The sequence below is a fragment of the Marinomonas sp. 15G6-16 genome, from assembly GCF_055809555.1.
Genome location: NZ_CM147916.1, coordinates 351191 through 373542 on the forward strand (window position 1 = coordinate 351191; position 22352 = coordinate 373542).

Annotated in this window: 17 protein-coding genes and 1 tRNA gene; 7 read left to right on the forward strand and 11 right to left on the reverse strand. The window is 43.0% G+C overall.

What is annotated here, in order from left to right:
• The first annotated feature begins 2 nt into the window (after positions 1-2).
• Positions 3-1112 (forward strand): DUF1513 domain-containing protein, encoded by a 1110-nt coding sequence (locus tag AC0L46_RS01670; RefSeq protein ID WP_473505299.1) that lies wholly within the window; start codon positions 3-5, stop codon positions 1110-1112.
• Positions 1113-1391: 279 nt separating this feature from the next.
• Complete coding sequence (locus AC0L46_RS01675) at positions 1392-3476, forward strand: EAL domain-containing protein (protein WP_473505301.1); 2085 nt, start codon at positions 1392-1394, stop codon at positions 3474-3476.
• A 94-nt stretch (positions 3477-3570) separates the two neighbouring features.
• Here the strand turns inward: AC0L46_RS01675 and AC0L46_RS01680 are convergent, their stop codons facing one another.
• The 4 genes from AC0L46_RS01680 to AC0L46_RS01695 form a co-directional block, all read right to left on the reverse strand.
• Positions 3571-4863, reverse strand: coding sequence for an OmpP1/FadL family transporter (locus AC0L46_RS01680; protein ID WP_473505303.1), 1293 nt, complete (start codon positions 4861-4863; stop codon positions 3571-3573).
• A 263-nt stretch (positions 4864-5126) separates the two neighbouring features.
• Positions 5127-5203: transfer RNA gene (locus AC0L46_RS01685), tRNA-Asp, on the reverse strand.
• Positions 5204-5470: 267 nt separating this feature from the next.
• Positions 5471-6331 carry a formyltetrahydrofolate deformylase gene (gene purU, locus AC0L46_RS01690; protein WP_414682028.1) on the reverse strand — a complete coding sequence of 287 codons (861 nt, stop codon included), beginning with the start codon at positions 6329-6331 and terminating at the stop codon, positions 5471-5473.
• 102 nt (positions 6332-6433) lie between these two features.
• On the reverse strand, positions 6434-8731 hold the full coding sequence (locus tag AC0L46_RS01695; RefSeq protein ID WP_473505305.1) for a DUF1989 domain-containing protein: 2298 nt from the start codon (positions 8729-8731) through the stop codon (positions 6434-6436).
• A 288-nt stretch (positions 8732-9019) separates the two neighbouring features.
• Here AC0L46_RS01695 and AC0L46_RS01700 point away from each other — a divergent pair, with 288 nt between their 5' ends.
• The 5 genes from AC0L46_RS01700 to AC0L46_RS01720 all read left to right on the forward strand — a co-directional run bounded on the left by AC0L46_RS01700 (position 9020) and on the right by AC0L46_RS01720 (position 14398).
• On the forward strand, positions 9020-10177 hold the full coding sequence (locus AC0L46_RS01700) for a sensor histidine kinase (RefSeq protein WP_473505307.1): 1158 nt from the start codon (positions 9020-9022) through the stop codon (positions 10175-10177).
• The gene (locus AC0L46_RS01705; protein WP_473505310.1) at positions 10174-10848 is read left to right on the forward strand and encodes a response regulator; all 675 of its coding nucleotides are present in this window, start codon (positions 10174-10176) and stop codon (positions 10846-10848) included. Before AC0L46_RS01700 ends, AC0L46_RS01705 begins: the two co-directional genes overlap by 4 nt.
• Before the next feature lie 72 nt (positions 10849-10920).
• Complete coding sequence (locus tag AC0L46_RS01710; protein WP_473505312.1) at positions 10921-11637, forward strand: PAS domain-containing protein; 717 nt, start codon at positions 10921-10923, stop codon at positions 11635-11637.
• Positions 11638-11905: 268 nt separating this feature from the next.
• Positions 11906-13252, forward strand: a complete 1347-nt coding sequence (locus tag AC0L46_RS01715; RefSeq protein WP_473505314.1) for a flavin-containing monooxygenase — start codon at positions 11906-11908, stop codon at positions 13250-13252.
• Between the two features lie 120 nt (positions 13253-13372).
• Positions 13373-14398: a methyl-accepting chemotaxis protein gene (locus AC0L46_RS01720; protein ID WP_414682022.1), complete on the forward strand. Its 1026-nt coding sequence runs from the start codon at positions 13373-13375 to the stop codon at positions 14396-14398.
• Between the two features lie 97 nt (positions 14399-14495).
• Here AC0L46_RS01720 and AC0L46_RS01725 read toward each other — a convergent pair whose 3' ends face one another.
• From AC0L46_RS01725 to AC0L46_RS01755, 7 genes are all read right to left on the reverse strand, one after another.
• Positions 14496-15509 (reverse strand): heme-dependent oxidative N-demethylase family protein, encoded by a 1014-nt coding sequence (locus tag AC0L46_RS01725; protein WP_414682021.1) that lies wholly within the window; start codon positions 15507-15509, stop codon positions 14496-14498.
• 10 nt (positions 15510-15519) lie between these two features.
• A complete protein-coding gene (locus AC0L46_RS01730; RefSeq protein WP_473505317.1) occupies positions 15520-16473 on the reverse strand; it encodes a PDR/VanB family oxidoreductase in 954 nt (317 codons plus the stop codon).
• Positions 16473-17000 carry a dimethylamine monooxygenase subunit DmmA family protein gene (locus AC0L46_RS01735; RefSeq protein ID WP_473505319.1) on the reverse strand — a complete coding sequence of 176 codons (528 nt, stop codon included), beginning with the start codon at positions 16998-17000 and terminating at the stop codon, positions 16473-16475. The genes AC0L46_RS01730 and AC0L46_RS01735 overlap by 1 nt, the downstream gene beginning before the upstream one ends.
• Before the next feature lie 59 nt (positions 17001-17059).
• A complete protein-coding gene (locus tag AC0L46_RS01740; RefSeq protein WP_414682018.1) occupies positions 17060-18190 on the reverse strand; it encodes an aminomethyl transferase family protein in 1131 nt (376 codons plus the stop codon).
• 339 nt (positions 18191-18529) lie between these two features.
• The gene (locus AC0L46_RS01745; RefSeq protein WP_473505321.1) at positions 18530-19123 is read right to left on the reverse strand and encodes a sarcosine oxidase subunit gamma; all 594 of its coding nucleotides are present in this window, start codon (positions 19121-19123) and stop codon (positions 18530-18532) included.
• A 1-nt stretch (position 19124) separates the two neighbouring features.
• Complete coding sequence (locus AC0L46_RS01750) at positions 19125-22040, reverse strand: FAD-dependent oxidoreductase (RefSeq protein ID WP_473505323.1); 2916 nt, start codon at positions 22038-22040, stop codon at positions 19125-19127.
• The gene (locus AC0L46_RS01755; protein WP_473505325.1) at positions 22037-22345 is read right to left on the reverse strand and encodes a sarcosine oxidase subunit delta; all 309 of its coding nucleotides are present in this window, start codon (positions 22343-22345) and stop codon (positions 22037-22039) included. Before AC0L46_RS01755 ends, AC0L46_RS01750 begins: the two co-directional genes overlap by 4 nt.
• Positions 22346-22352 lie beyond the last annotated feature (7 nt).

The window sequence follows — 22352 nt, forward strand, 5'->3', positions numbered from 1 at the left end:
TCATGCTATCCAGAAGAGCATTTTTAGCATTAAGCAGTGCAATAGCCACAACACCTGCTTGGGCAAGCTTGCTACCAGCGGGTAACCATGGTGCTGTTTATGCTTCAGCTTATTCTCTAAATGATAAAGAACACTTTTTTGGTTTGTTCGATACCCAAGGCGCTTTACTCTGGAAAGCTCAATTGCCAGAGCGAGCCCACGCTCCTGTGGTTCACCCAAGCAATGCCATTGTTGGCATTGTGGCTCGTCGCCCTGGTTTTTACATTGATTTCTTTGACATGACTTCTCAGCAAAAAATCACTCGCTTAGAACCAACGAAAGACCATCATTTTTATGGCCATGCGCTTTTCACTTCAGATGGAAAGAAGCTTATAACTCAAGAAAACCATTACCCTTCAGGCCAAGGAAAAACCTTCATTCGTGAATGGCCTTCTTTAAAAGTTTTAGAAAGCTATAACAGCAATGGTATTGGTCCTCACGAAGCTGTGTTCTTTAACGATGAAGTACTTGTAATTGCTAATGGCGGCCAAAGAACACACCCTGACAATGACCGTATCGTAATGAACTTGGAGACAATGCAACCAAACGTTACCTATATGTCATTAAAAGACGGAAGTGTCATCAACTCATTTACCCATGATGATCCCAACCATCATCAACTGAGCATTCGACATCTAGATGTTAACCCTGATGGCTTAGTCGCACTTGCCTTCCAATATCAGGGTGAAATTTGGGAACCCGTTCCACTTGTTGCTTTGTCTCATATCAACAGCAATAAGATGGAATATTTAACCATTCCAGAACCTGTTCGAATCCGCTTTAAACAGTACTGTGGCAGCGCATGTTTTGACTCAAGCGGTAAAGTGCTGGCAATCAGTACACCTCGTGGAGGCTTAGTGGCTTATTGGGAAGTAGAAAGCAAAACATTCTTAGGCATCAAAAATTGTCGCGATGTTTGTGGTTTAGCGCCATCAGGTAAAGCCCATGAATTCATTTTAACCAGTGGTACTGGCCATATTATTCGCCACAACCCTGTTAATGGTGACGCTGCTTTACTGGAAAAACACGAAGAAAAACACTGGGATAACCACTTAGCTCAAATCATTACCTAGTTTTTCAGACAAACCACAAAACTAGCGTAGTCAAGCGTACTCTTTTTAGGTAATGTCTATAGGAAGCTGCAAATACCTGCAGTTTCCTATTTAGCATTATGAAGTTGGATAATGTTTATTACATTCCTTAAAAATTATTTTTTAGTTGATTCCAATCAACCCTTTGGCAAAAACCATAAGCCCTTTCAGCAAAGTGCGCTTAGAATTTTGCTCGCCCTTACCACTATCATTTTTGCTATTTCCGAGCTTCATTCTCTTTTCTCTTCGGAAGGAGGAATCATGCTCGGAACCAATAGCATTTATCTTGTGATACTTATTGGCCTTATTGGTTTAAGTACCAAGCACACTCAAGTCACGGCCGTACTCTTCACTTTAACACTCATTACAAGCAGCTTTTTATTACTTACTCTTAGCGATGAAATTGATGCGAAAAAATACGCCATTATCTCATTGTACTCTCTGCCTTTAATCACTAGATTGCTCTTTAGCTTTAGGGCTTCTCTTGTGGCTATGGCGATTAATATTTTTCCGTTTTATCTGATAGTTAGCGAGTATTTAGCTCAAACCAACATTAGCTCGACACCATCATTTTATTTCCAGCTACTGACCTTTTTCACACTTAATTTAGGCCTACCTCTCGCTGTTTCAAGGATCATTTACACCCTAGAAAACAACGCTAAACAGATGCAATCTCTTTATCAAAAGCTGAATGACAACTACGCTTTATATGAAGAGTTTTTTGAAAACACAGGCACCCCAACATTGCTTTGCGATCAGTATGGAAAGCTTTTAAAAGCAAACCAATTGTCTCGTGAGCTACTAACAGATAATCAAATATCCAACTTTTCAGATTCAAAAATATCAGATTGGCTGTCTCCTGTTGCCAACAATGGAAAGTTTTTCTGGCAATCGAATGTTGCCCAATGCACTCTCAAACACAATCCAGAAACTCACATTGAAGTACGAAGAGCAACGCTAGACAGACACGGCCACTATGTTTTACATCTACAAAACACAACAGAGTTAAGAGCGATACAACAAGAATTAGAGTATACGCAGCAGACAAACAGTCGATTAACGCATTTTGATTTACTGACTCGACTTCCGAACCATAGAAACTTTTGCCGTCAGGTAAATGAACGAATTAGCGCAAAAGACACTCACCTTACAGGTGCGATGTTTATTATACGTATTTGCCAATTTAAGCTGCTGAACAAGCAATATGGCAAAGACAACGCCAACAGAGTCATTTTGAATTTTGCAAAGGCTCTGCAAGGAAATCTATCAGAACAAGCTATCATCAGCCGATTACGCGGGGTTAAATTCGCTTGTTTTATTCCATTAAATCAAACTCACTTAATACAAAAAAACCTTACCACTTTAATACGCTCTGTACTGCCTAAGCAGCTATCCATTGATGGCAACCGTCTAAATATGGACTATCAGGTAGGCATCGCTTATTACCAAACAGATGGAAAAACGGCAGAAACACTACTAGAGCATTGTGAAATGGCTCTTGAGTATTCAAGCAGTACAGATCGCTTTTCTTATTACAATTACGATCTAGAAAGCAAACTCATTGGGGAGCACAAGCTTAGCTTAAAACTCAGCTCTGCAATTAAAAACAAAGAAATCAAAATATGGCTACAACCACAAGTCACTCAAAATGCTCAAATTTGCTCATTTGAGGCTTTAGCACGATGGAAAAACGGCAACCAATTCGTTTCTCCTGTTGTATTCATTAGCATTGCAGAAAAGTTAGGGCTGCTCCCTCTTCTTGCTGAGAACCTAGTAACAGAGTTAGTTAGCACTTTAAGTGAATGGCATAAAGAACATATTTATACGCCAATTGCCTTCAATTTAGCAGGACAAGAGCTAATGAATGACAGCTTCTTCGCCTTATTAATGAGCTTAATTTCAGACAAACCTTGGCTTAGTGAATTACTGGAATTAGAAATCACTGAAACCAGCTATGTTATGACCAATCCACTCATTCATAAGCGCTTACGAAGCCTATCTCAGTTCGGGTTCTCGATTGCTATTGATGACTTTGGTACAGGGCAAGCATCACTCGGACAGCTTGTTGATATTCCAGCAAACATACTCAAAATAGACCGACGCTTCATTGCGCCATTACCAAATGATCAACGTCATCTTGATATTGTGAAGTCGACTATACAACTGGCAGAATCATTGGATATGAAAGTCATTGCAGAAGGCATTGAAACCAAAGAACAAGCCAATCTGCTTATCGCTCTCGGTTGTCATACTTTGCAGGGATATTACTTTGGTAAACCATCTCCCTTGTCAGACTGGACGAATAAAAACCACGAAAAAGCCAAAGAGCTTCGAATGGTTTATTAAGTTCGTATAATCGCCTCACCAAACTTAATTTAAACATAAAAAAACCAGAACTTAACAAGCTCTGGTTTTTTTTATGAAAGTATTGCTTATAAAACTAGAACGACATGTTCATTGCCAAAGAGAAGACATTAGCTGAGGATTCATAATCCGCTTCCAAGCTACCACGATTTTCATCCTCACCTGCAGCGGTTCGACTCACAGATACATCGTCAATCATCACATGTGTATAAGCGAATGTTAGAGAAGTCATATCGTTAACGCTATAGGTTCCGCCGAATGACAACCAAGTACGATCGCCATCTGGCGTACGAGCCGAACGATACTCATCCGTCACAGGTGAATAATCAATAGCAACACCGGTGCGTAGTATCAACTTATCTGAATAGTCATAAGTCAAACCCACTGAATAAAACCACTGATCTTCAAAGTCAAAGGTAAGAACAGAATCATCCTGATCACTATCAAAATCAATTCTCAACTCATCCATAGAGCCCCAGCCAGTTCGCATTGCTGTGAGACCAAGAGTAAGCTTTTTAGTCAGTTCTTGATCTAAACTAATTGTTAGAACAGAAGGGAAAGTTAAAGAGTCTGACACCGTGGTATCAAATAATGTCTGCCCATAAGAATTATTCAAGGTATCTACATTTGTATAAGTGACATCCCCTTCAAAATCAAAATCCACTTCGCTACGATAACCAACACCAATCCGAGTCCCTTTAACTGGTTCAAATAAAGCCCCTAGACTATAGCCATAACCAGTTGCATCGGCTTCAATATAACCATCACCCTCACCGTTAGGGAGAGAAGCATTACCAACGGCTGACGCCAATACCACATCAGCTTGATGTAGCTGCACACTGGCACCAACTGAAAGCTTTTCATTTAAGCGATGCGCTAAGGAAAAGCTCAATGCAATATCTTGAATACTGGTTTCTGTCGCATGAAAACGACCAGCCCATTCGTCACCATAATCCCCAGAAAGACCATAAGGCACATTCAAAGAAATGCCGGCCACAGTACTATCCGATAAAGGCTTAGCGAAATAAATTGAAGGAACAAGCGTATCGTTAACAGAATCTGTAGACGAAGTCGCTGAAGTTGCCGTTAAATCCGTGCCATTTGTCGCTTCTGTTACTGTTGCCTCCATACTCGGCATAACATACGCGCCGGAGACATAGACCGTTGTTTCGGTAGCATTTAGAAATAAGGCAGGGTTCCAATAGCTAAAGGATATATCTGCACCGGAAGCCGCCGCTCCTGCAAGAGCAGTACCAGATGCAGTAGCACTATGGTCATTAAGAGCGAAACCTGCCGAATTGGCTGAAGACGCCACAGCCACAGAGGCTGCCACGAGACTCGCTTTAAAGAAAACTTTTGAGGTGGTCATAATAAGCTCCATTGTTATTTTTATTAGGAAAATTATTTTTTAATCATCAAACCAGTTATACGCTTCCATTATAGAAGCCTATAGAATGATATTACCAGTAAGTATGACTAAAGGAATACAATATTTAACAAATATTACTCCACAAAAGAACAGAATGTGGAGATAACAGAGAAAATAAAAACAAAATAGAATTATGACGATATGGGGAAATATAAGAATATAGATAAACTGACTTTACCTGTGACTAACTTAGGTAAAGAAAATGGCGGAATGGACGGGACTCGAACCCGCGACCCCCTGCGTGACAGGCAGGTATTCTAACCAACTGAACTACCACTCCAACACATTTAAGCTTTTTGCTTATTTACATAAGCACTACTGCTTTTAAGTAGTGAGTTTTTCAAGATTGCCTCTCAAAACTTGGAGCGCATTATATACGAACTTCCTTTTAGATCAACTATTTATTTAAAATAAATAATTGGGCGATACACTCGGTCAGCTGTGACCGTCCAACAATCACACATTCCTTCAAAGTCACTTCCTGTAGCTTTAAACGAAAAAGGAAGAGCGCATTAGCACCTCTTCCTTTTAAGAGCAGGATTCTACGTTATTTGAAAACGACTGTTTTATTGCCGTACATAAACACTCGGTGTTCAAGGTGTAAACGCACAGCCGTTGCCAATGCCACGGTTTCCGTGTCTCGCCCAACCGCAACCAAACGCTCTGGAGAGAAGCTATGATCTACAGGCTGCACTGATTGCTCAATGATCGGCCCTTCATCCAAATCAGAGGTAACATAATGGGCAGTTGCACCAATCAACTTAACACCTCGAACATGGGCTTGATGATAAGGTTTTGCACCTTTAAATCCTGGCAAGAAAGAGTGATGTATATTGATCGCTCGGCCATGAAGTTGCTTACACAAACCATCAGACAAGATCTGCATATAACGCGCAAGGACGATTAAATCTGTCTTCGTTTCCTCAACAATCGCCATTAACGCTGCTTCTTGCTCAAGTTTGTTTTCTTTATTCACTGGCAAATGAACAAAGCGAATACCTTCTCGTTCTGCCATAGGACGAAGGTCTTTATGATTCGACACAATGGCAGTAATCTCCATTGGCAATTCACCTTTACGGTGTCGATATAGCAAATCATCTAAACAGTGATCAAATTTACTAACCATCAACAACACACGCATTGGTGTAGCGGCATCGGACAGCTCCCATTCCATGTTGAAAGGCTGCACTTTGGCATCAAAACCTTCGCGAACTTTATCAAGCGTTGTCTCGGCAGATTCAATACGGCACACAGCACGCATGAAGAAACGCTTATTTTCTTCATCATCGTATTGATGCATCTCCGATATATAGCAACCAAGATCCGCCAAATAAGATGAAACCGATGCAACAATTCCGCTCGTTGCATCACAAGTGGCTTTTAACACAAACTCTTTTGATTCAGACATAAACAATACTTCTCAGGCATTTCAAATAATAAGTAAGAACGCAAAAATAGAAGCAGCTCTACATATGCGTGGTAAATGAGTTGAGTAAACGCTAGTTCACGCTTAACTTCGAACTCTTGTTCTCTCAGGATCATAAAATGGCAAAGTCGTTACCTCTGCTTTAATACGCTTTTTATGACCATCCAATTGACCTATCTCGACTTCCGTTCCCGGTTCAACAAAACCGGGCGCCATACGGCACATGGCAATCTGTTTTTTCAGCAACGGCGAGTAAATCGAGCTTGTCACCACACCCACTGGGAATCGCCCATTAAATACTTGATCCCCATGACTCACTAAATCGTTATCATGGATAAAAAGGCCGACCAATCGGTGGCGACTTGCTGGTGTTTGTAATTCAATGGCTTTGCGACCGACAAAGTCCTCCTCTTGTGTTTTCAATGGTGTAGTAAAGCCGATGCCCGCTTCGAATGGGTTCGTCTCAGCATTAAATTCGTGTTCCGCAAAAATCAGCCCTGCTTCAACACGCAACATATCCAGCGCGTCGAATCCCATAGGTGCAATGCCGAATTCCTGACCCGCTTGCCAAATCGCATCCCACACAGCTGGAGCATCATTTGGGTGACACCAAACTTCAAAGCCCAATTCCCCTGTGTAACCTGTTCGAGAAACCATTAACGGAATACCGTCTTCAGCGCCCAATCTACCAACTAAAAAGTGGAACCATTTAAGCTCCGTCAATTCGGTTTGATGTTCTGGTGTCCAGATCAACGACGCCAACAAGGCTCGACTGTTCGGCCCTTGCACCGCCACATTGTGTATTTGGTCTGTAGACTCACGAATTGTCACTCGATGACCTGTTTTCTGCGCAAGCTCTCGCAACCAAACTAAGCTATAAGCATCACCGCATATCCAACGAAACGCTTGCTCTCCTAATCGGAACAAGGTGCCATCATCTATCATGCCGCCCGTTTCATGACACATTGCTGAATACACAACTTCGTTGACCGACATACGTCGTACATTTCGAGTTAAGGCAAGCTGCAAAAAAGCTTCTGCGTCTGGCCCTAGAATCTCCATCTTGCGCAAAGGAGAAAGGTCGATCATGGCGACTTTTTCTCGGCAAGCAAGGTACTCTGTTTTTGCTCCCCAATTATCATAATGAGAGGCTACCCAGTAACCTTTGTATTCTGTGAACTGTTTCGTTAATGCGGCAATGCGAGGATGAAAGCCTGTTTGCTTAGTCATGCGTGTCAATTCCTGTGGCGTAAGTCGATGCCCAATAGAGCGTGGAAATTCAGAATCTGCGTCGTAAACGCGAACATGTATATCCGTTGGATTCCAACCATTAGCTGGGTCCATATCATCAGGACAAGCGGTTGATACACACAAAAGATCACGAGCCGCTCGCAGCAGAATATAATCTCCTGCAGAGGAAAATGGCTCTTGTGAGGTGATCAAGCCACAGCTGCTCGCTTGTGTATTAAAGAAGAAATTAATGGCTGGCCAGCCAAAACGAGGCGCCACACCATATTCAGATACAGCATTGTTAATGTTGTCTGTGCAGTTAACATGACCGAAAACACCATGATCTTCATAGAATTTCGAGTTACAGGCATACAAAAAACTGTCATGTCGGCCGACCGTATCTTGCACCAGTTCCAACATAGTCTTTTGATAAGCATCTTGAAACTTAGAATGCAGCCCGGGTGTTGGGGTTGTGCGACCATCTGTTGTTCGGGTGCCAGCAGCATCAATGATCACTTCTCGACCCTGTTGCAGAGCGTCGTAATCAAAAGCGACAAAATCCGAACATTGCTTCCCTTCTACATCGATGATTTGTATCCACTCACCTTTTTTCACAAGGTAGCTTCTCGCCGAACATCGAGGCACTCTGATGTCCTGAACTGGTTCAGCAAGGGGCGCAGGCAAATCATAGTAATCCGATTGACTCACCAAGTGATGAGCCACTAACAGCTCAGTGATGGGGTTCTGTTCATCAACCAGCATATCCTCACCACAGCACAAGACGACAACAGTGACGTCTTCATCAAAGTATAAAGTCGGCAACTCGCTACTCGTAAAAGCATAGGCTTGCTGAAGTAAATCTAAGGAGATATTCCAGCTGTCTAACTGCGCGATTAATCGTTCAGATGAAGCATTACTCTGTTCCATTTGAGCAAGAGCCTGCTTTGCTGGAGCTCTATCGTAAGGCATTTTTTTAGGCTGACCGTCCTGAGCTAAAACCAATAACTCACAACTTTGCAGCCCATCAAATGAGCTTATCTCAAGTGATTCTCCTGCTTTAACATGCAACCTTAATGCGCTTTGCCCAATCACTCTGTGCTCTCTGATTGGGCCCGCTTCATGTGTATCTTGATGACATTGCTGCAAATTCATCTTTTATTTCCTACCAACAATAGTATGTTCATCAGCTCTCGAATCGACCTGAAATGATGCTTAAAAAAGATGTAAGAATCATCTTGGTGCGCTTTGCAATACACTGAAACGCGCGCTTAAATTATTCTCAACAGTTAAAAATATTTACCTATAGTGCTTTGCCACACAATGCTCAGGAAGGAGTAAGACCAATGGAGTAAGCTTCAATACCCACAATAAAAAGCAACCACTTGGCACACTAACTGCTTGGTCAAAGATCAGTTCACATTGGAAACGGTTGAGTACTCAATGCCTAATTCACTCTCTTTGCTACTGCATAATAGCTTCTCTACTTTTTTCCCTAAAAAGGTAAAAGTAGAGAAAAAAGAAGCAATGGAAAGCTTTGACCACCTAATATTGGATCTTGCTTTAAGTGATGACATAGACCACACCTTGCGCACAGCACTCAAAGACATCCAAAGCTACATTCGAGAAAAACTGGATTCTGATGTTTTTGTGCTAAGCCCTAAAACTCAGAACAACCAATGGCTATTTGCCAAAAGTGTGGCTTCTGTACCAAGTATTCTAAGTAAAATTAATAAGCAACATCCCAAAGTAATATTTCAACATAGACTAGCCTCACCAAAAGACACATCAACATTGTCTAGTCACGTTAGTGTTATTCAATATGGGAAAAATACCCCTTCAACCAAGGAAAGCACTTTACTCACTTTGGTCTTTGCCAGTCAGAAACCATCTGATGAAAAGATTCAGTTTCATTTAGAAAAAGTCATTTACACCCTAGAGAAAGGCTTAAGTGCTTGGCATAAACAACAGACCAAAATGCAAAGTGTTGTTGATGAGATTAATGCCAATTATGCAGCTGAATTACACGACACACTTGCTCAAACATTAGGATACCTAAGAATCAAAACCTGCAGTTTGGCAAAGGAATGTCAGAATTTTGAAGGTTCGTCCATTAGTGACACCAGTGCAGAAATCGCCTCTCAAGTGAAATTGGCTTACCGTCAGGCACGAGACATTATTACCACATCACGCACTAAGCTTGAGTCGGAAAACCTCATCAAGCTAATCAGTAACGCCATTGAAGATTTTGAACTTCGTTCCAGCATCGTTTTCGAGTTCGATAATCGCCTAAAAGGTGATCTGCACACGCCAGATGATGGACAAGTGCTCTACATTGTCCGTGAAGCACTCAGTAATACCATACGCCACGCTCAAGCCAGCCACGCCAGGGTTCTGATCCAACATCAGGACGATGGCCGCATCTTGATCCGCGTAGAAGACAATGGAAAAGGTATACAAGAAAATGGAAAGCGTCATGACAGCTTCGGACTCAGAATCATGCACGAACGGGCTGAAAAAATATCAGCCTCTCTTACCATTAATAAACGACAAGGCGGAGGCACTCGAATTGATCTGAGTCTTCCGGAGGTAAACGAATGATAGGACATGAAACAACAAAAGTTGTTGTATTAGATGACCATCCACTTTTTCGACGCGGTCTTGTAGAACTATTAAATAGCCACCCAGATTTTCAAGTGATGGCAGATTATGATGATGGTTTTGAGTTTTTAAAGTCGCCCTACCCAACTCAAATCGACTTACTGCTCCTCGATTTACACATGCCAAAAATCTCAGGCATCGACACCTTAAAAAAAGTTCGAGCACTGCAAAATCAACTCAAAGTCGTCATTATTACCGCTTCTGAAGACAGCTCTGAGTTATTTGAAGCCATTACTCTTGGGGCAAATGGTTATTTGCTAAAAGACTCCAGCCCAGACGCCATCCTCAGTCAATTAGGAACTGTACTGCAAGGTGACATTGCGATTGATGCAACAGGCGTCACCATGCTGGCGAAACACATCAGCGAAGGGAACAATACCGCCTCACCAGTAAGCCATGAAGATGATGCCTTTGAACTGACTGAGCGCGAAAAACAAACCCTACAGTTAATTACCCAAGGCATGAGTAATAAGCTCATCGCCCGTGAATTAGGCATCAGTGACGGAACAGTGAAAGTCTACGTAAAAAACCTATTAAGGAAGCTTAATTTAGGGTCAAGACTTGAACTGGCTGCATGGGCTCACGCCAGCCATAATTTCCAGTCGGAGTGACCCTATGATCGGATTGGATTTCTTATTTCCTCAGAGAAAAAAGCAAAAGCATCACGCTACCAAGAACCTGATGTGGTTTTAAACAGCTTAAACGATGCTATTTTAGTGTTGGATCATCACTACAGCATTCAGCATTTTAATACCTGCTGGTCGAATATGATCAAGCGCAGTACCAAGCATATTATCGATTCGCTATTCATCGATTACATACATCCTGAAGATCAAGCTAAATGGAGAGATGCGATTCAATCTATCCCAAAAAAGCTCACTCCGACCCAACTCACGCTACGGATTCTCACGCCAGATCAAGAAATAAAATGGTTTGAAGCACAACTACAGCAGCTCAATCCACAGCAAATATTTCCTATCACAATGACATTGAGTGATGTCACAAGGAAAACGCAGCAACATGAAATACGTAAGGCCGGCCATCGAAATCTGGCAGGCTTAGTGAGTCGCATGCCAGCTATTTTGTATCGCGGCCTAAATAACACCAAATGGACAATGGAATACATCAGCGATGGTTGCTTTGAACTCACGGGATACCATCCAGAACAGTTGATCAACCAGACGCAGTTTTCATTCGGCGACTTAATTCACCCAGAAGATGCGCAAAGCGTCTGGGAAGAAGTACAAATCGCCATACAAGAACAACGCTACTTTGATTTGTCCTATCGCCTGCGTCATGTTGATGGCCATTACAATCGAGTCACTGAAAAAGGCCAAGGAATTTATTCTCAAAGCGGAGATGTACTGAGTATCGAAGGCATTATTTTGCAAGTGTCATGAACATAGAAAACACAGATCAAGCAAGGGGTAGCGCACAAAGAAGCATCACGCTCGCTATTCGTGCATTAAATTAGGGTCATTGGAGTTTATTAAAAGCGTTTTATTTTGGGAAAAGGTCAGTACAGAGTCAGTTAGGTGCGAGAAACTACTCACATCTACCTACTTTTACTTATCCTTTATGAGGAATTTCAGCATTACGAAATAATTCTTACTCTGTTGGTATATCCATTTTTCATACAACACAGTTTACAGAAATCAGGAGAATTAGATGTCAAAACGTATTGCTATTATCGGTGCCGGTCCAAGTGGTTTAGCACAACTACGCGCATTTCAATCTGCTCAGGCAAAAGGTGCCAACATCCCTGATATGGTCTGCTTTGAAAAACAACAAGATTGGGGCGGACAATGGAATTACACATGGCGAACAGGTCTTGATGAAAACGGTGAACCTGTTCATAGCAGTATGTATCGCTACTTATGGTCTAACGGCCCAAAAGAATGTCTTGAATTTGCTGACTACAGTTTTGAAGAGCATTTCGGCAAAGCCATTGCGTCTTATCCTCCTCGTGAAGTTTTATGGGATTACATTAAAGGACGTGTTGAAAAAGCCGATGTTCGAAAATACATTCGCTTTAATACCGCGGTTCGTAGTGTCACTTTTGATGAAGCAACAGAACTGTTCACAGTGACTGTGCATGATCACACAAAAGACAGCATTTACTCTGAAATTTTTGACCACGTAGTGGTTGCATCTGGCCACTTTTCTACACCAAAAACACCTTATTTCCCTGGTTTCGAAAGTTTTGGTGGTCGCATTCTTCATGCCCATGATTTCCGTGATGCACTTGAATTCAAAGGCAAAGACATCCTGATTGTCGGTAGCAGCTATTCAGCAGAAGATGTCGGTTCTCAATGTTACAAATATGGCGTAAAAAGCATCACCTCTTGTTACCGTACTGCGCCAATGGGCTTCAAATGGCCTGACAACTGGGAAGAAAAACCTCTACTGGAAAAAGTAGATGGCGACATGGCCTTTTTCGCAGACGGCACATCCAAACACATTGACGCCATCATCTTATGTACCGGCTATCTTCATCACTTCCCATTCTTACCAGAATCACTATGCCTTAAAACAGACAACCGCTTATGGCCGCTTGACCTTTATAAAGGCGTTGCATGGGAAAGCAATCCAAAACTTTTCTACCTAGGCATGCAAGACCAGTGGTACACATTCAACATGTTTGATGCCCAAGCTTGGTACGTTCGCGACCTCATTATGGGCCGCATTGAGATGCCAGAAACCAAAGAAGAAATGCAGAAACATAGCCAAATGTGGCGTGAACGTGAACTGACATTAGAAACAGCCGAGGAAATGTTCACCTTCCAAGGTGACTATATTTTAGAGCTCATCGAAGCGACGGATTACCCGACTTTTGATATTGAAGGTGTGCGCCAAACATTCCTTGAATGGAAGCACCATAAAAAAGACGACATCATGGGATTCCGTAACCACGCCTACCGCTCTTTGATGACAGGTACTATGTCACCTGTACACCACACGCCATGGATTGATGCTTTAGATGATTCGCTCGAGGCGTACCTGAATGAGAAATAGAGTAACAAACTAACCCGCGTTAAAAACCGATTAAATCTTTAATCGGTTTTTGCGTTTCTAGCACTTGATGATTATGGGGCTGAATTCAGCGATTTTTATTCACTAACAAAGGACTTTCATATGCCATTTTTTAAAAGTTCAACACCGGACCTGACAAATATAGAAAAAGCATTCGATGCCATAGTCAGCAACCAGTCGATTGACTCTGAACTTCACGCCGGCCAGAAGACCGATTTGTATAAATCGATCGTTAACAAAATGCAGGCGCTATGGAATAACAAAAAAGCGGAAGAACAAGGTTACCAGAAAAAAATCGCTTCTTTAGAAGCCGAGCTAGCGCAAACTCAGATTGAATTATCGAATTCAAAATCTGAGCTCGCTGAGGCCAATCAACATATCGAAACCTTGAATCAAAGTTTAGTCGAACACTCAGAAATAAAAGAAGCACACCAACTGCTCATACAGAATCAAAGCGCGTGGGAACTTGCTCAAAAAGTCATTTCTGAGGGCTATTGGGATCTAAAGGTGATCGACGGCGACCCAGACAACGAAGCCAACTTAATCACTTGGTCGAGCAAATTCAGAGAACTAATTGGTTATTCGAAAGAAGAATTCCCAGACGGATGGGATAGCTTTTTTGCCGTCGCCCACCCTGACGACCTAAAAGGCACAATGGACGCTTTTGGTGAACTAATGGAAAGCACAGATCCAGATTATCAGTACGTGACTGAATACCGAATGAAACACAAAAATGGCGAGTACATTTGGTTTCGTGAACGTGGAGCCTGCCTAAGAGACGAGAATGGCACTTTACTCAGAGTGGTTGGAGGGGCAAGTGACATCTCGGTTGAGAAAGAAACTGAACGCGCTCAAACGAAAGAGTACGAACAAATGAAATCCAATTACGAACAAATATCCCATATCGTAGGTGTCATCACGAACATTTCCAGCGGCACTAATTTACTGGCGTTGAATGCGGCTATTGAAGCAGCTCGCGCAGGCGATGCTGGCCGAGGTTTTGCTGTGGTTGCCAATGAAGTAAAGCAGCTTGCCACACAAACTCAAGATGCCACTCAACAAATCCAAGCCATGTTAGATTCCAGCCAACAATCAATGAGTGCACGCAGTCACAATCAAGACAATTAACTTTCCAAGGCGGTTAATTTATCAAAGCCATTAATCTGCATAAAATTACGCCGCATTTAATGCGGCGCAGTTTACCCTTTAGCATTACCAAAAAATCTTATTGATCAAACTGTGACAACCAATCTACCAACATACCGTGATAGCGAGTCAGACCTTTGTAATCAATGATTTCAGGTGGTAATGAACGCATCGTACGATGAATTCTCTTCGCCCACTGAGGGTTAGTCACCAGATCTTCCATACTGATCAAATAGGTTCGAATATTCATCATTAAAGCGTTGCTTCGTGGCATACGATCAAACACTTGCAGCTCGACTCTGAGATACACTTTTTCACCAATATTGTCCGGTGTCACCGTGGTTCTATCCGCTCCCCAACTAGGATATGTCTCTGGAGAAGTGTCCATTCTTGGATTAATTGTAAGCGTCCAATTCAAACGGCGCGTTGGTTGCTTTTGAGGAATCGACATCAAGAATTTTAAAGCACGATCGATAATCCCTTCACTATGAACAAATGGCACAGGACCATGCCATTGCGCAAAGCTCATCCCAACATCAAACGCCAAAGACCAATCCGCTGGGCAAGTAATTAAGCCAGCATCCATGAAAAGGTTATTTTCACGCTGATCCATTAACGCCAAATCCCCTTGCACCTGTTTACCAATGTAAGCAAGCGGTGGTTCAGGCAAGGTGCTGGAATCACCAAAGGTAAAATGATCTTTTCGATTCAATAGGCGGTTATGCCAAAACCACTGATCACCCTGTTTTTCAAGACTGAAATAATCAGGGTAGTCTTTGGACAAAGAATGCATGGTGACATCAATTAAATCCCAGCAAGCAAGATCCATATGAGGCAACATCAAGCAACTTGCAGGTCGCTCTTTCATTACCATTTCACGCTCTGCCATTTCTGAAAGATAGTGTTCATCTATGTCGTAAAAGTACTCGAACACTGAACCTGGGCCATCTTTTGGCTGATGCGGTTCAATGTTGACTGAATATCGGTATTCATCTTCTGGAAACGGGAAAGGAAAACGTGCAATGGCTTCCTTGGAGTTACAATAGGTAAAATCATCCCGAAAAGTCTGAACGGGCTTCGGTGCTAATCGCATTTCAACTCTCCTACAAATCTAAAACTAATGATGGGCCAGTTGCTCGCGAGACACAGGGCATAATGCACTTCTTACTCGCTTTCTCGTCAGCGCTCAAAAATTCGTCTCTGTGCTCAATATCGCCATCCAATACGGAAACAAAACAGCGACCACAAACACCACCTCGACAAGAGCTTTCAATAGGGACTTCCGCAGCTTCCAGTGTTTCTAAAATGCTGCTATCGGCTTTAACGTGTAGTGTCACGCCCGACTTGCTCAATTCAATATCAAACGGCTTACCAGGTTCTGGGGCTTTAAAGGCTTCGAAATGAATCGCTTCTCTTGGCCAACCTAACGCTTCGGCCGTTTCTAACACACCATCAATCAAGCTTTGTGGCCCACAAATATAAACATGTGTGCCAACAGGCTGATCAGACAAAATGTCGGTCAAATTACCACGTACGCCTTGATCAGAGTCATAACAAAACAAGCGGTTTCCTAGCTGGCTTTCAAGCTCATCTCGATAAGCGCCTGTCTTACTGCTATGAAACATATAATGCATTTCAACGGTTTCTTCAGACTGCAAAAGCTGAGGAATATAAGACATGAATGGCGTCACTCCGACACCACCGGCAATCAGAATGTGTTTTTTTGCTCCCCAATAAGGCGCAAACAAATTACTTGGCGGCGTGATAGATAAAATGTCGCCTTCTTTCACAACACTGTGCATAAAGACAGAACCGCCACGGGATTCTTCTTGTAGGCGAACTGAAATCTTATAGCATGAAGCATCGTTCGGATTGCTGACGAGGGAATAAGCATTACGCATTACTGCCTCTTCGCTTTTCATCGTCACAACCACATGGGAGCCAGCTGAAAAAGCGAGTAAATCGTCATCCTTTTCAGCGACTAAGGTAAATTCTCGAATGGCAGGCGCTACTTCTTTAATCGCACTCACCTTGACAGGAATGGTGTAGTTACTCATTACAGCGCCTCCTTCTCAGGAATTTCAGTAGGGTCTTCAGCGTTAATGTTTAAACCAACATAAGCACCATGAGCGCGGGAGAAATGATCGCGAACTAACAATAGCAAGCCACAACCCTGACAATGGATTGGTGTCTCAACAATGTCTTCCATAACGGTGTAACAATGGGTACAAAACACCCTTCTTGCAGAGGAAGCAGGTTCATTCAACTTCACCTGTTCAGACATAAACCCAGCACCCAGTGCAAACTGATGTATGTCCCACAAAAAAGCCTCTGAACCAAAGACATAGATTTTGGACGACATTGGCAGGCTTGCCATCGCGTTAAGCAAAGCTTGAGGAGGAAGCTTTTCACTTCCTTCTGTCGCCCAATCACTTAAACTAAAATGCAGCACTGTTTTTTTGTCTGCCTCCAACTTCTCGGATACCTCTGTCATGGCATCAGATCGACCCTCTTCCCCTACAAACAGACTCATGCTCGCAGTAAGATCAATCTCCACGGGTTGATAGCTAGGCTTACTTTTCACCTCGGACCCCCATTATCTTCTCCCACTTAATCCAAGACTCATTGTTAAAAATGAATCAATTAATCTTTCACAGTACGTTTTTTCTTCTCTGGATCGTCAAACGGTAACGAATGAGCAATAGCAGAAGTACTGAGGCTGCCTTTCACTTCTAAAGGAGCGCCCTGCTCAGCATAAGCAACATCAAAACGAGCAATGGCCATGGATTTTTTCGTCAAAGGCGAGTACATAGCACAGGTAATAACACCCACTTCTTTGCCATCTGCCCAAAGGGTATCGCCAGCCGCTGCAGCACTGTCTCCTTCCAGTAAAACGCCAAAGATCTTAAAGCGCTCTTTACCTTGCAGACGGAAGTGCTCAGCCGCACCGCGGAATTCTGTTTTGTCTTTGGATACAGTGAAGTCCAATCCCAACTCCCACAAAGTATCCCCTGCAGGCTCATTTTCAAATGGGTAAACTTCAGAGTTATCATCAGGGAAAAATAACAGGCTACTTTCAACTCGAAGCATATCCAAGGCTAGGAAGCAGCAAGGCTTGATTCCCATTGGTGCACCGTCTTCTAAAATCTTGTCCCAAATCGCTGTCACATCCGCTGCTTTACAGAAAATTTCGTAACCACGTTCACCTGTATAACCCGTGCGAGAGATCATCACTGGGTAGCCAAATAAGCGAGTTTGCATGTGGTGGAAATAAGGCAATGTACGAACTTCTGGAATGTATTTTTCTAAGAAATCAACCGCCAATGGGCCTTGTAGGGAAATATCATGCAGATCATCATCAAATAAGATCGCCACTTGTAGACCTTGCGCCGCACAAGTCAGCATTTCATAACCACGGCCAGCGCCATGCACCACCATAAAAGCATTTGGGCCAGTACGATAAATAATGCAATCGTCAACAAACTTACCCTGATCATCCAGCATAGAAGCGTAAACAGATTTTCCAGGATACAATTTGGACACATCACGAGTCGTCGCATAATCAATCAGCTTTTCAGCGTGCGGCCCTACGTAATGTACTTTTTTAAGACCAGAAACATCCATTAAGCCAGCTTTTGTGCGTATGGTTTCGTACGAGCTTTCTACGCTAGCTTCATAAGTCCACGCGGTTTCCATGCCATTCCAATCTTCTAAGGTTGAACCCAATGCAACGTGTCGTGATGCTAGGGCTGTTCGACGCCATGAATTTGCCATAGTGTAGGTTTCCTTTTTATTGAGTTTCAGTAAGTATATCCTTCACTTTACAGAGCCAATTCGAGATTAGAAATACCTCCTTAGCACTACTCCTAAAGGGTAATGATAAAATATATTTATCAATTAAAATCAATAAGTTATAGAAATAAAGAGTGTTGTTTAAGGGGGTAACCAAATAAGGATTCACCGCATTTAAAGCAGCATTTTTTAGGTGACAGAAAAAGAGCAAAACAACTTAAAAGATTACAATCAAAATAGAGTGTCTATCTGAAAATACAGGAAAGAAAAGAAGGGAAAATAAAGCCGCTTTTACAAAGTAAAAGCGGCTAGTAGAAAGGATTAAAATTCTTGCGCAGCGTCTATCAGAGCATCCCAAAGGTGCTGAGAACTAGACACATCACTGCACAGTAAATAACGATCCGAAACGCTATCAGAAGCTGACACGTTCACAATAATGCCATTCACTCGTGCAATAGAGGTTTGCGCTATGCAGCCTGCAGCGAACTTATCATGAGACAAATCAACACCACACACTTTTGCAAACATCTGCGAGCCAAGTGTTCCTGATATTTCAAACATCCCATGACTGTGCTGACAATAAAGTCGATAAACGTCTGCTAAGCCTTGAGACATTTGCTCAAGAAGAAAAATACTGTTTGATAGCTCCCCTGTTAAATCCACCAGCCAAAACTCTGTTTTACTCAAGCGTAAAACCCAAAGCCCTGCTTCCGAAAGAATCGCTTGGTTAGGCGCACTAGGAAAGTTAACGCCTTGACTGGTCAGAAACGCTTCCACGCCCACACCACGAAAGCCAACTCGGCTTTTTGTGGTGCTGTCTTGCAACTGAATAGAGCTTTGGTAGCCCGAAGGCAAAAGAGAAAATACCTGGCTCTGACGAGATTCCGCACTTTCACTTACAATAAATTCAGCCATCTTACGCTACCTCCTGACGAGCACCTGTTGGGTCATAGAAAGGCAAAGCAACAACCGTTGCCCACACTTCCTGACCATTAATGCGAATAGGGAAATTCTTGCCTTCATCTTGTTGTTCAATGCCAACAAATGCCAAACCGATATAAGCATCCAGTGTTGGAGAATACTCACATGAAGTCACATTCCCTGTAATATTTGCATCATTTCCTGCGGCATCTAAAACAATGTGGCCTTCTTCTGGTTTTGGAGAAAGCTTATCCAATGTAAAACCAACCAATTTACGCGTCTGCTGACGAGCCATCACAATGTCTACTGAGCGGCTGCCCACATAAAATGGTTTCTTACGTGCAATCGCCCAATCCAATGATAATTCACCCGGATGAGACATACCGTCCGTATCTTGGCTGACAATGATATGTCCCTTTTCAAGACGCAATAAACGCTGTGTTTCCACACCAAATGGGCGTATATCAAAGGCTTTACCAGCCGCCATTAACTCATCCCAGATTTTCAGAGCAAACAAGGTTGGCATGTGAACTTCATAACCTAACTCACCCACAAAACCGACTCGCATTAATCGCACTGGCATGCCATCAATGCTGCCTTCTCGGTAACCCAAGTAAGGGAAAGCTTCATTTGATAAATCCACATCCGTACAGACTTTTTCAAGTACTTTACGAGCCAAAGGTCCTGCGATGTTGACCGCTGAAAAAGCTGACGTCACATTGGCAATGTCCACTTTCAAACGCCATTGAGCATTCCACTTTGTCATCTCACGATAAACAGCGTCGACACCGCCAGTTGTCGCAGTAACATAAAAATGATCTTCAGCAATACGACACGCCACACCATCATCAACAACAACACCTTGCTCATTGGTCAAAACCGCGTAACGGGTTTTACCAACTGGCTGCTTAAGGAAAGCGAAAGTGTACATGCGGTTCATAAATTCTGCGGCATCAGGGCCACGCAATTCAATGCCACCTAACGTACTCACATCGATAATGCCAACCGCATTACGAACGGCCATGGCTTCTTGTTTGATCCACTCGCTTCGCTTGTCTTTAGAACCATAAAAAGCCGGACGACGCCATGCACCGGCAGGAATCATGTGCGCTCCCAACTCAAGGTGTCTCTTATGCATTGGCGTGTAACGATGAGGGTTAAAAATACGACCTGCAATGTTCGCCAATTTCTCAGGAACAAAAGGTGGACGAGCCGTCGTCACGCCTGTTTCGCTAACAGTACGCTGTGTTGCCTTCGCCACCAAACGCGCCGTCGGCAAAGCTGAATGACGACCTTGAGAAGGCCCCATTCCAACCGTAGAAAAACGCTTCACCAACTGAATATCACGATAACCTAAACGGGTCGCATTGATAATGTCTTTGGCTTGTAAGTCTTCATCCAAATCAACAAACTCTTTGCCTTTTGGATGTTTAAAAATAGGCCAATCAAAGTTGGTGTTTTTAGTACAAGTCACCGTTTCAAACGGCTTATCTGCCAAACCTAATACAACCAGCATTTCTTGCGCTGCTCTTTGGCCGTCTTTCATTACAGCGTCCAAATCATGAACACCGTTCACAGAGCCTGCGATAGCAACACCTTTCGGCAAACCTGTTAATGTGAAACGAGCGCTGGCATCGTCGTATTGAAGCTTTGCGCCACCCTGACACAAAAGCTGATAAGTTGGCATATAACCAGCTGACATGCAGAGTAAGTCACATGGAATCGTGACGCCATTGCGAGCGACCTTACCTTGCTCAGCAATAGAATGGACTCGAACCGCCGCCAAATGCTTTTTATCATGACTTGAAACCGCTTCAAACACGGTCGAGTTAGTTTTAATAGCGATGCCTAATGACTTCGCCATGTCGGATAATTCCGATGACGCGCCTTCTTTACGCATATCAACAATCAAAGACACCGTGACACCTTGTTGCGCCATTTCAATCGCAGCCAAGTAACCGTCATCGTTTCCTGTTAACACAACCGCTCGATCACCCGGTTTGATCGCATAATGCTTCATCAAACGCATCGCTGCGCTGGACATCACCACGCCAGGAAGGTCGTTATTGCGGAAAACAACATGCTGCTCGAAGGCACCAGAAGCCACAATACATTGCTTCGCTCGGATTTTATGCATTCGCTTGCCTTGAATAACAGGCAAATAATTGTCTGCGAACCAAGCATTACAAACCGCTTCAGTCATTACTTGAATGTTTGGATGTTGCTCAACCTTGGCAACCAAAGACTGTAACGTGCTTTCTGCCAAGCCGCCTTCAGCATCAAATCTGTGGTAAGTAAGCGCACCGCCAAGCTGCTTATTTTCATCAATCAAGATGACTTTAGCTCCCGCTTCTGCCGCTTGAATGGCTGCCGCTAAACCGGCAGGGCCAGCACCAACAACCGCAAGATCGCAAAAACCATAAGCTTTATCGTAATAGCTAGGTCGGAAAGTTAAATCGGCAAAGCCTAATCCTGCTTTTTTACGAATGAAGGGTTCCCACTTATCCCAAATCCCTTTTGGCTTATAAAACGCACGGTAATAAAAACCTACTGGCATAAAACGCCCTGCGTAACCTAACTTATCATCAGCATCGTCTTCTAACGTGCCAGAATAGTTTTGGCCAAACACGCACATGCCTTTTTTGATGTCTGTTCTATCTGCCAAGACATTCGGTTCTTCAGGCAACTGAACAAGCGTATTTGCATCTTGTCCCGCCATGGTTAATGGCGCTCGTGGTCGATGGTATTTAAAGGAGCGAGACATAAGCCATTGATCATTCGCGATCAAAGCGCTGGCAATGGTGTCACCTTCAAAGCCCATATAACGATAGTCTTCAAATTCGAAATTGATCTTTTTATTACGATTAATTAACGACCCCATTGGGGCAGGCAAACGGTCTAAAGCACTCATGCTCTTCCCTCCTGAAGGTTTTCACCCTGTTCAAAATCGACTCTGTCTTGATACAACTCAGATGGATCATAGGTTCGTAAAATTTCATCGCTCGCTGTGTGACGCTCAGCAATAAACCAGTAGCCAGAAGGTGAATGAAACCACCATTCTTGAATCACTTTGATTGTGTTATCAGAGTAAAAAACGTAATCGGCCCACTCTTTGTCACTGCAGGTTTTATGGTTAGGCATTTCTTTCACTTCACCGCCGTAGACAAATTCGGTGATGTTTCTAGGGCCATTTAATGGACAAGTCATTAATTTCATTTCGATC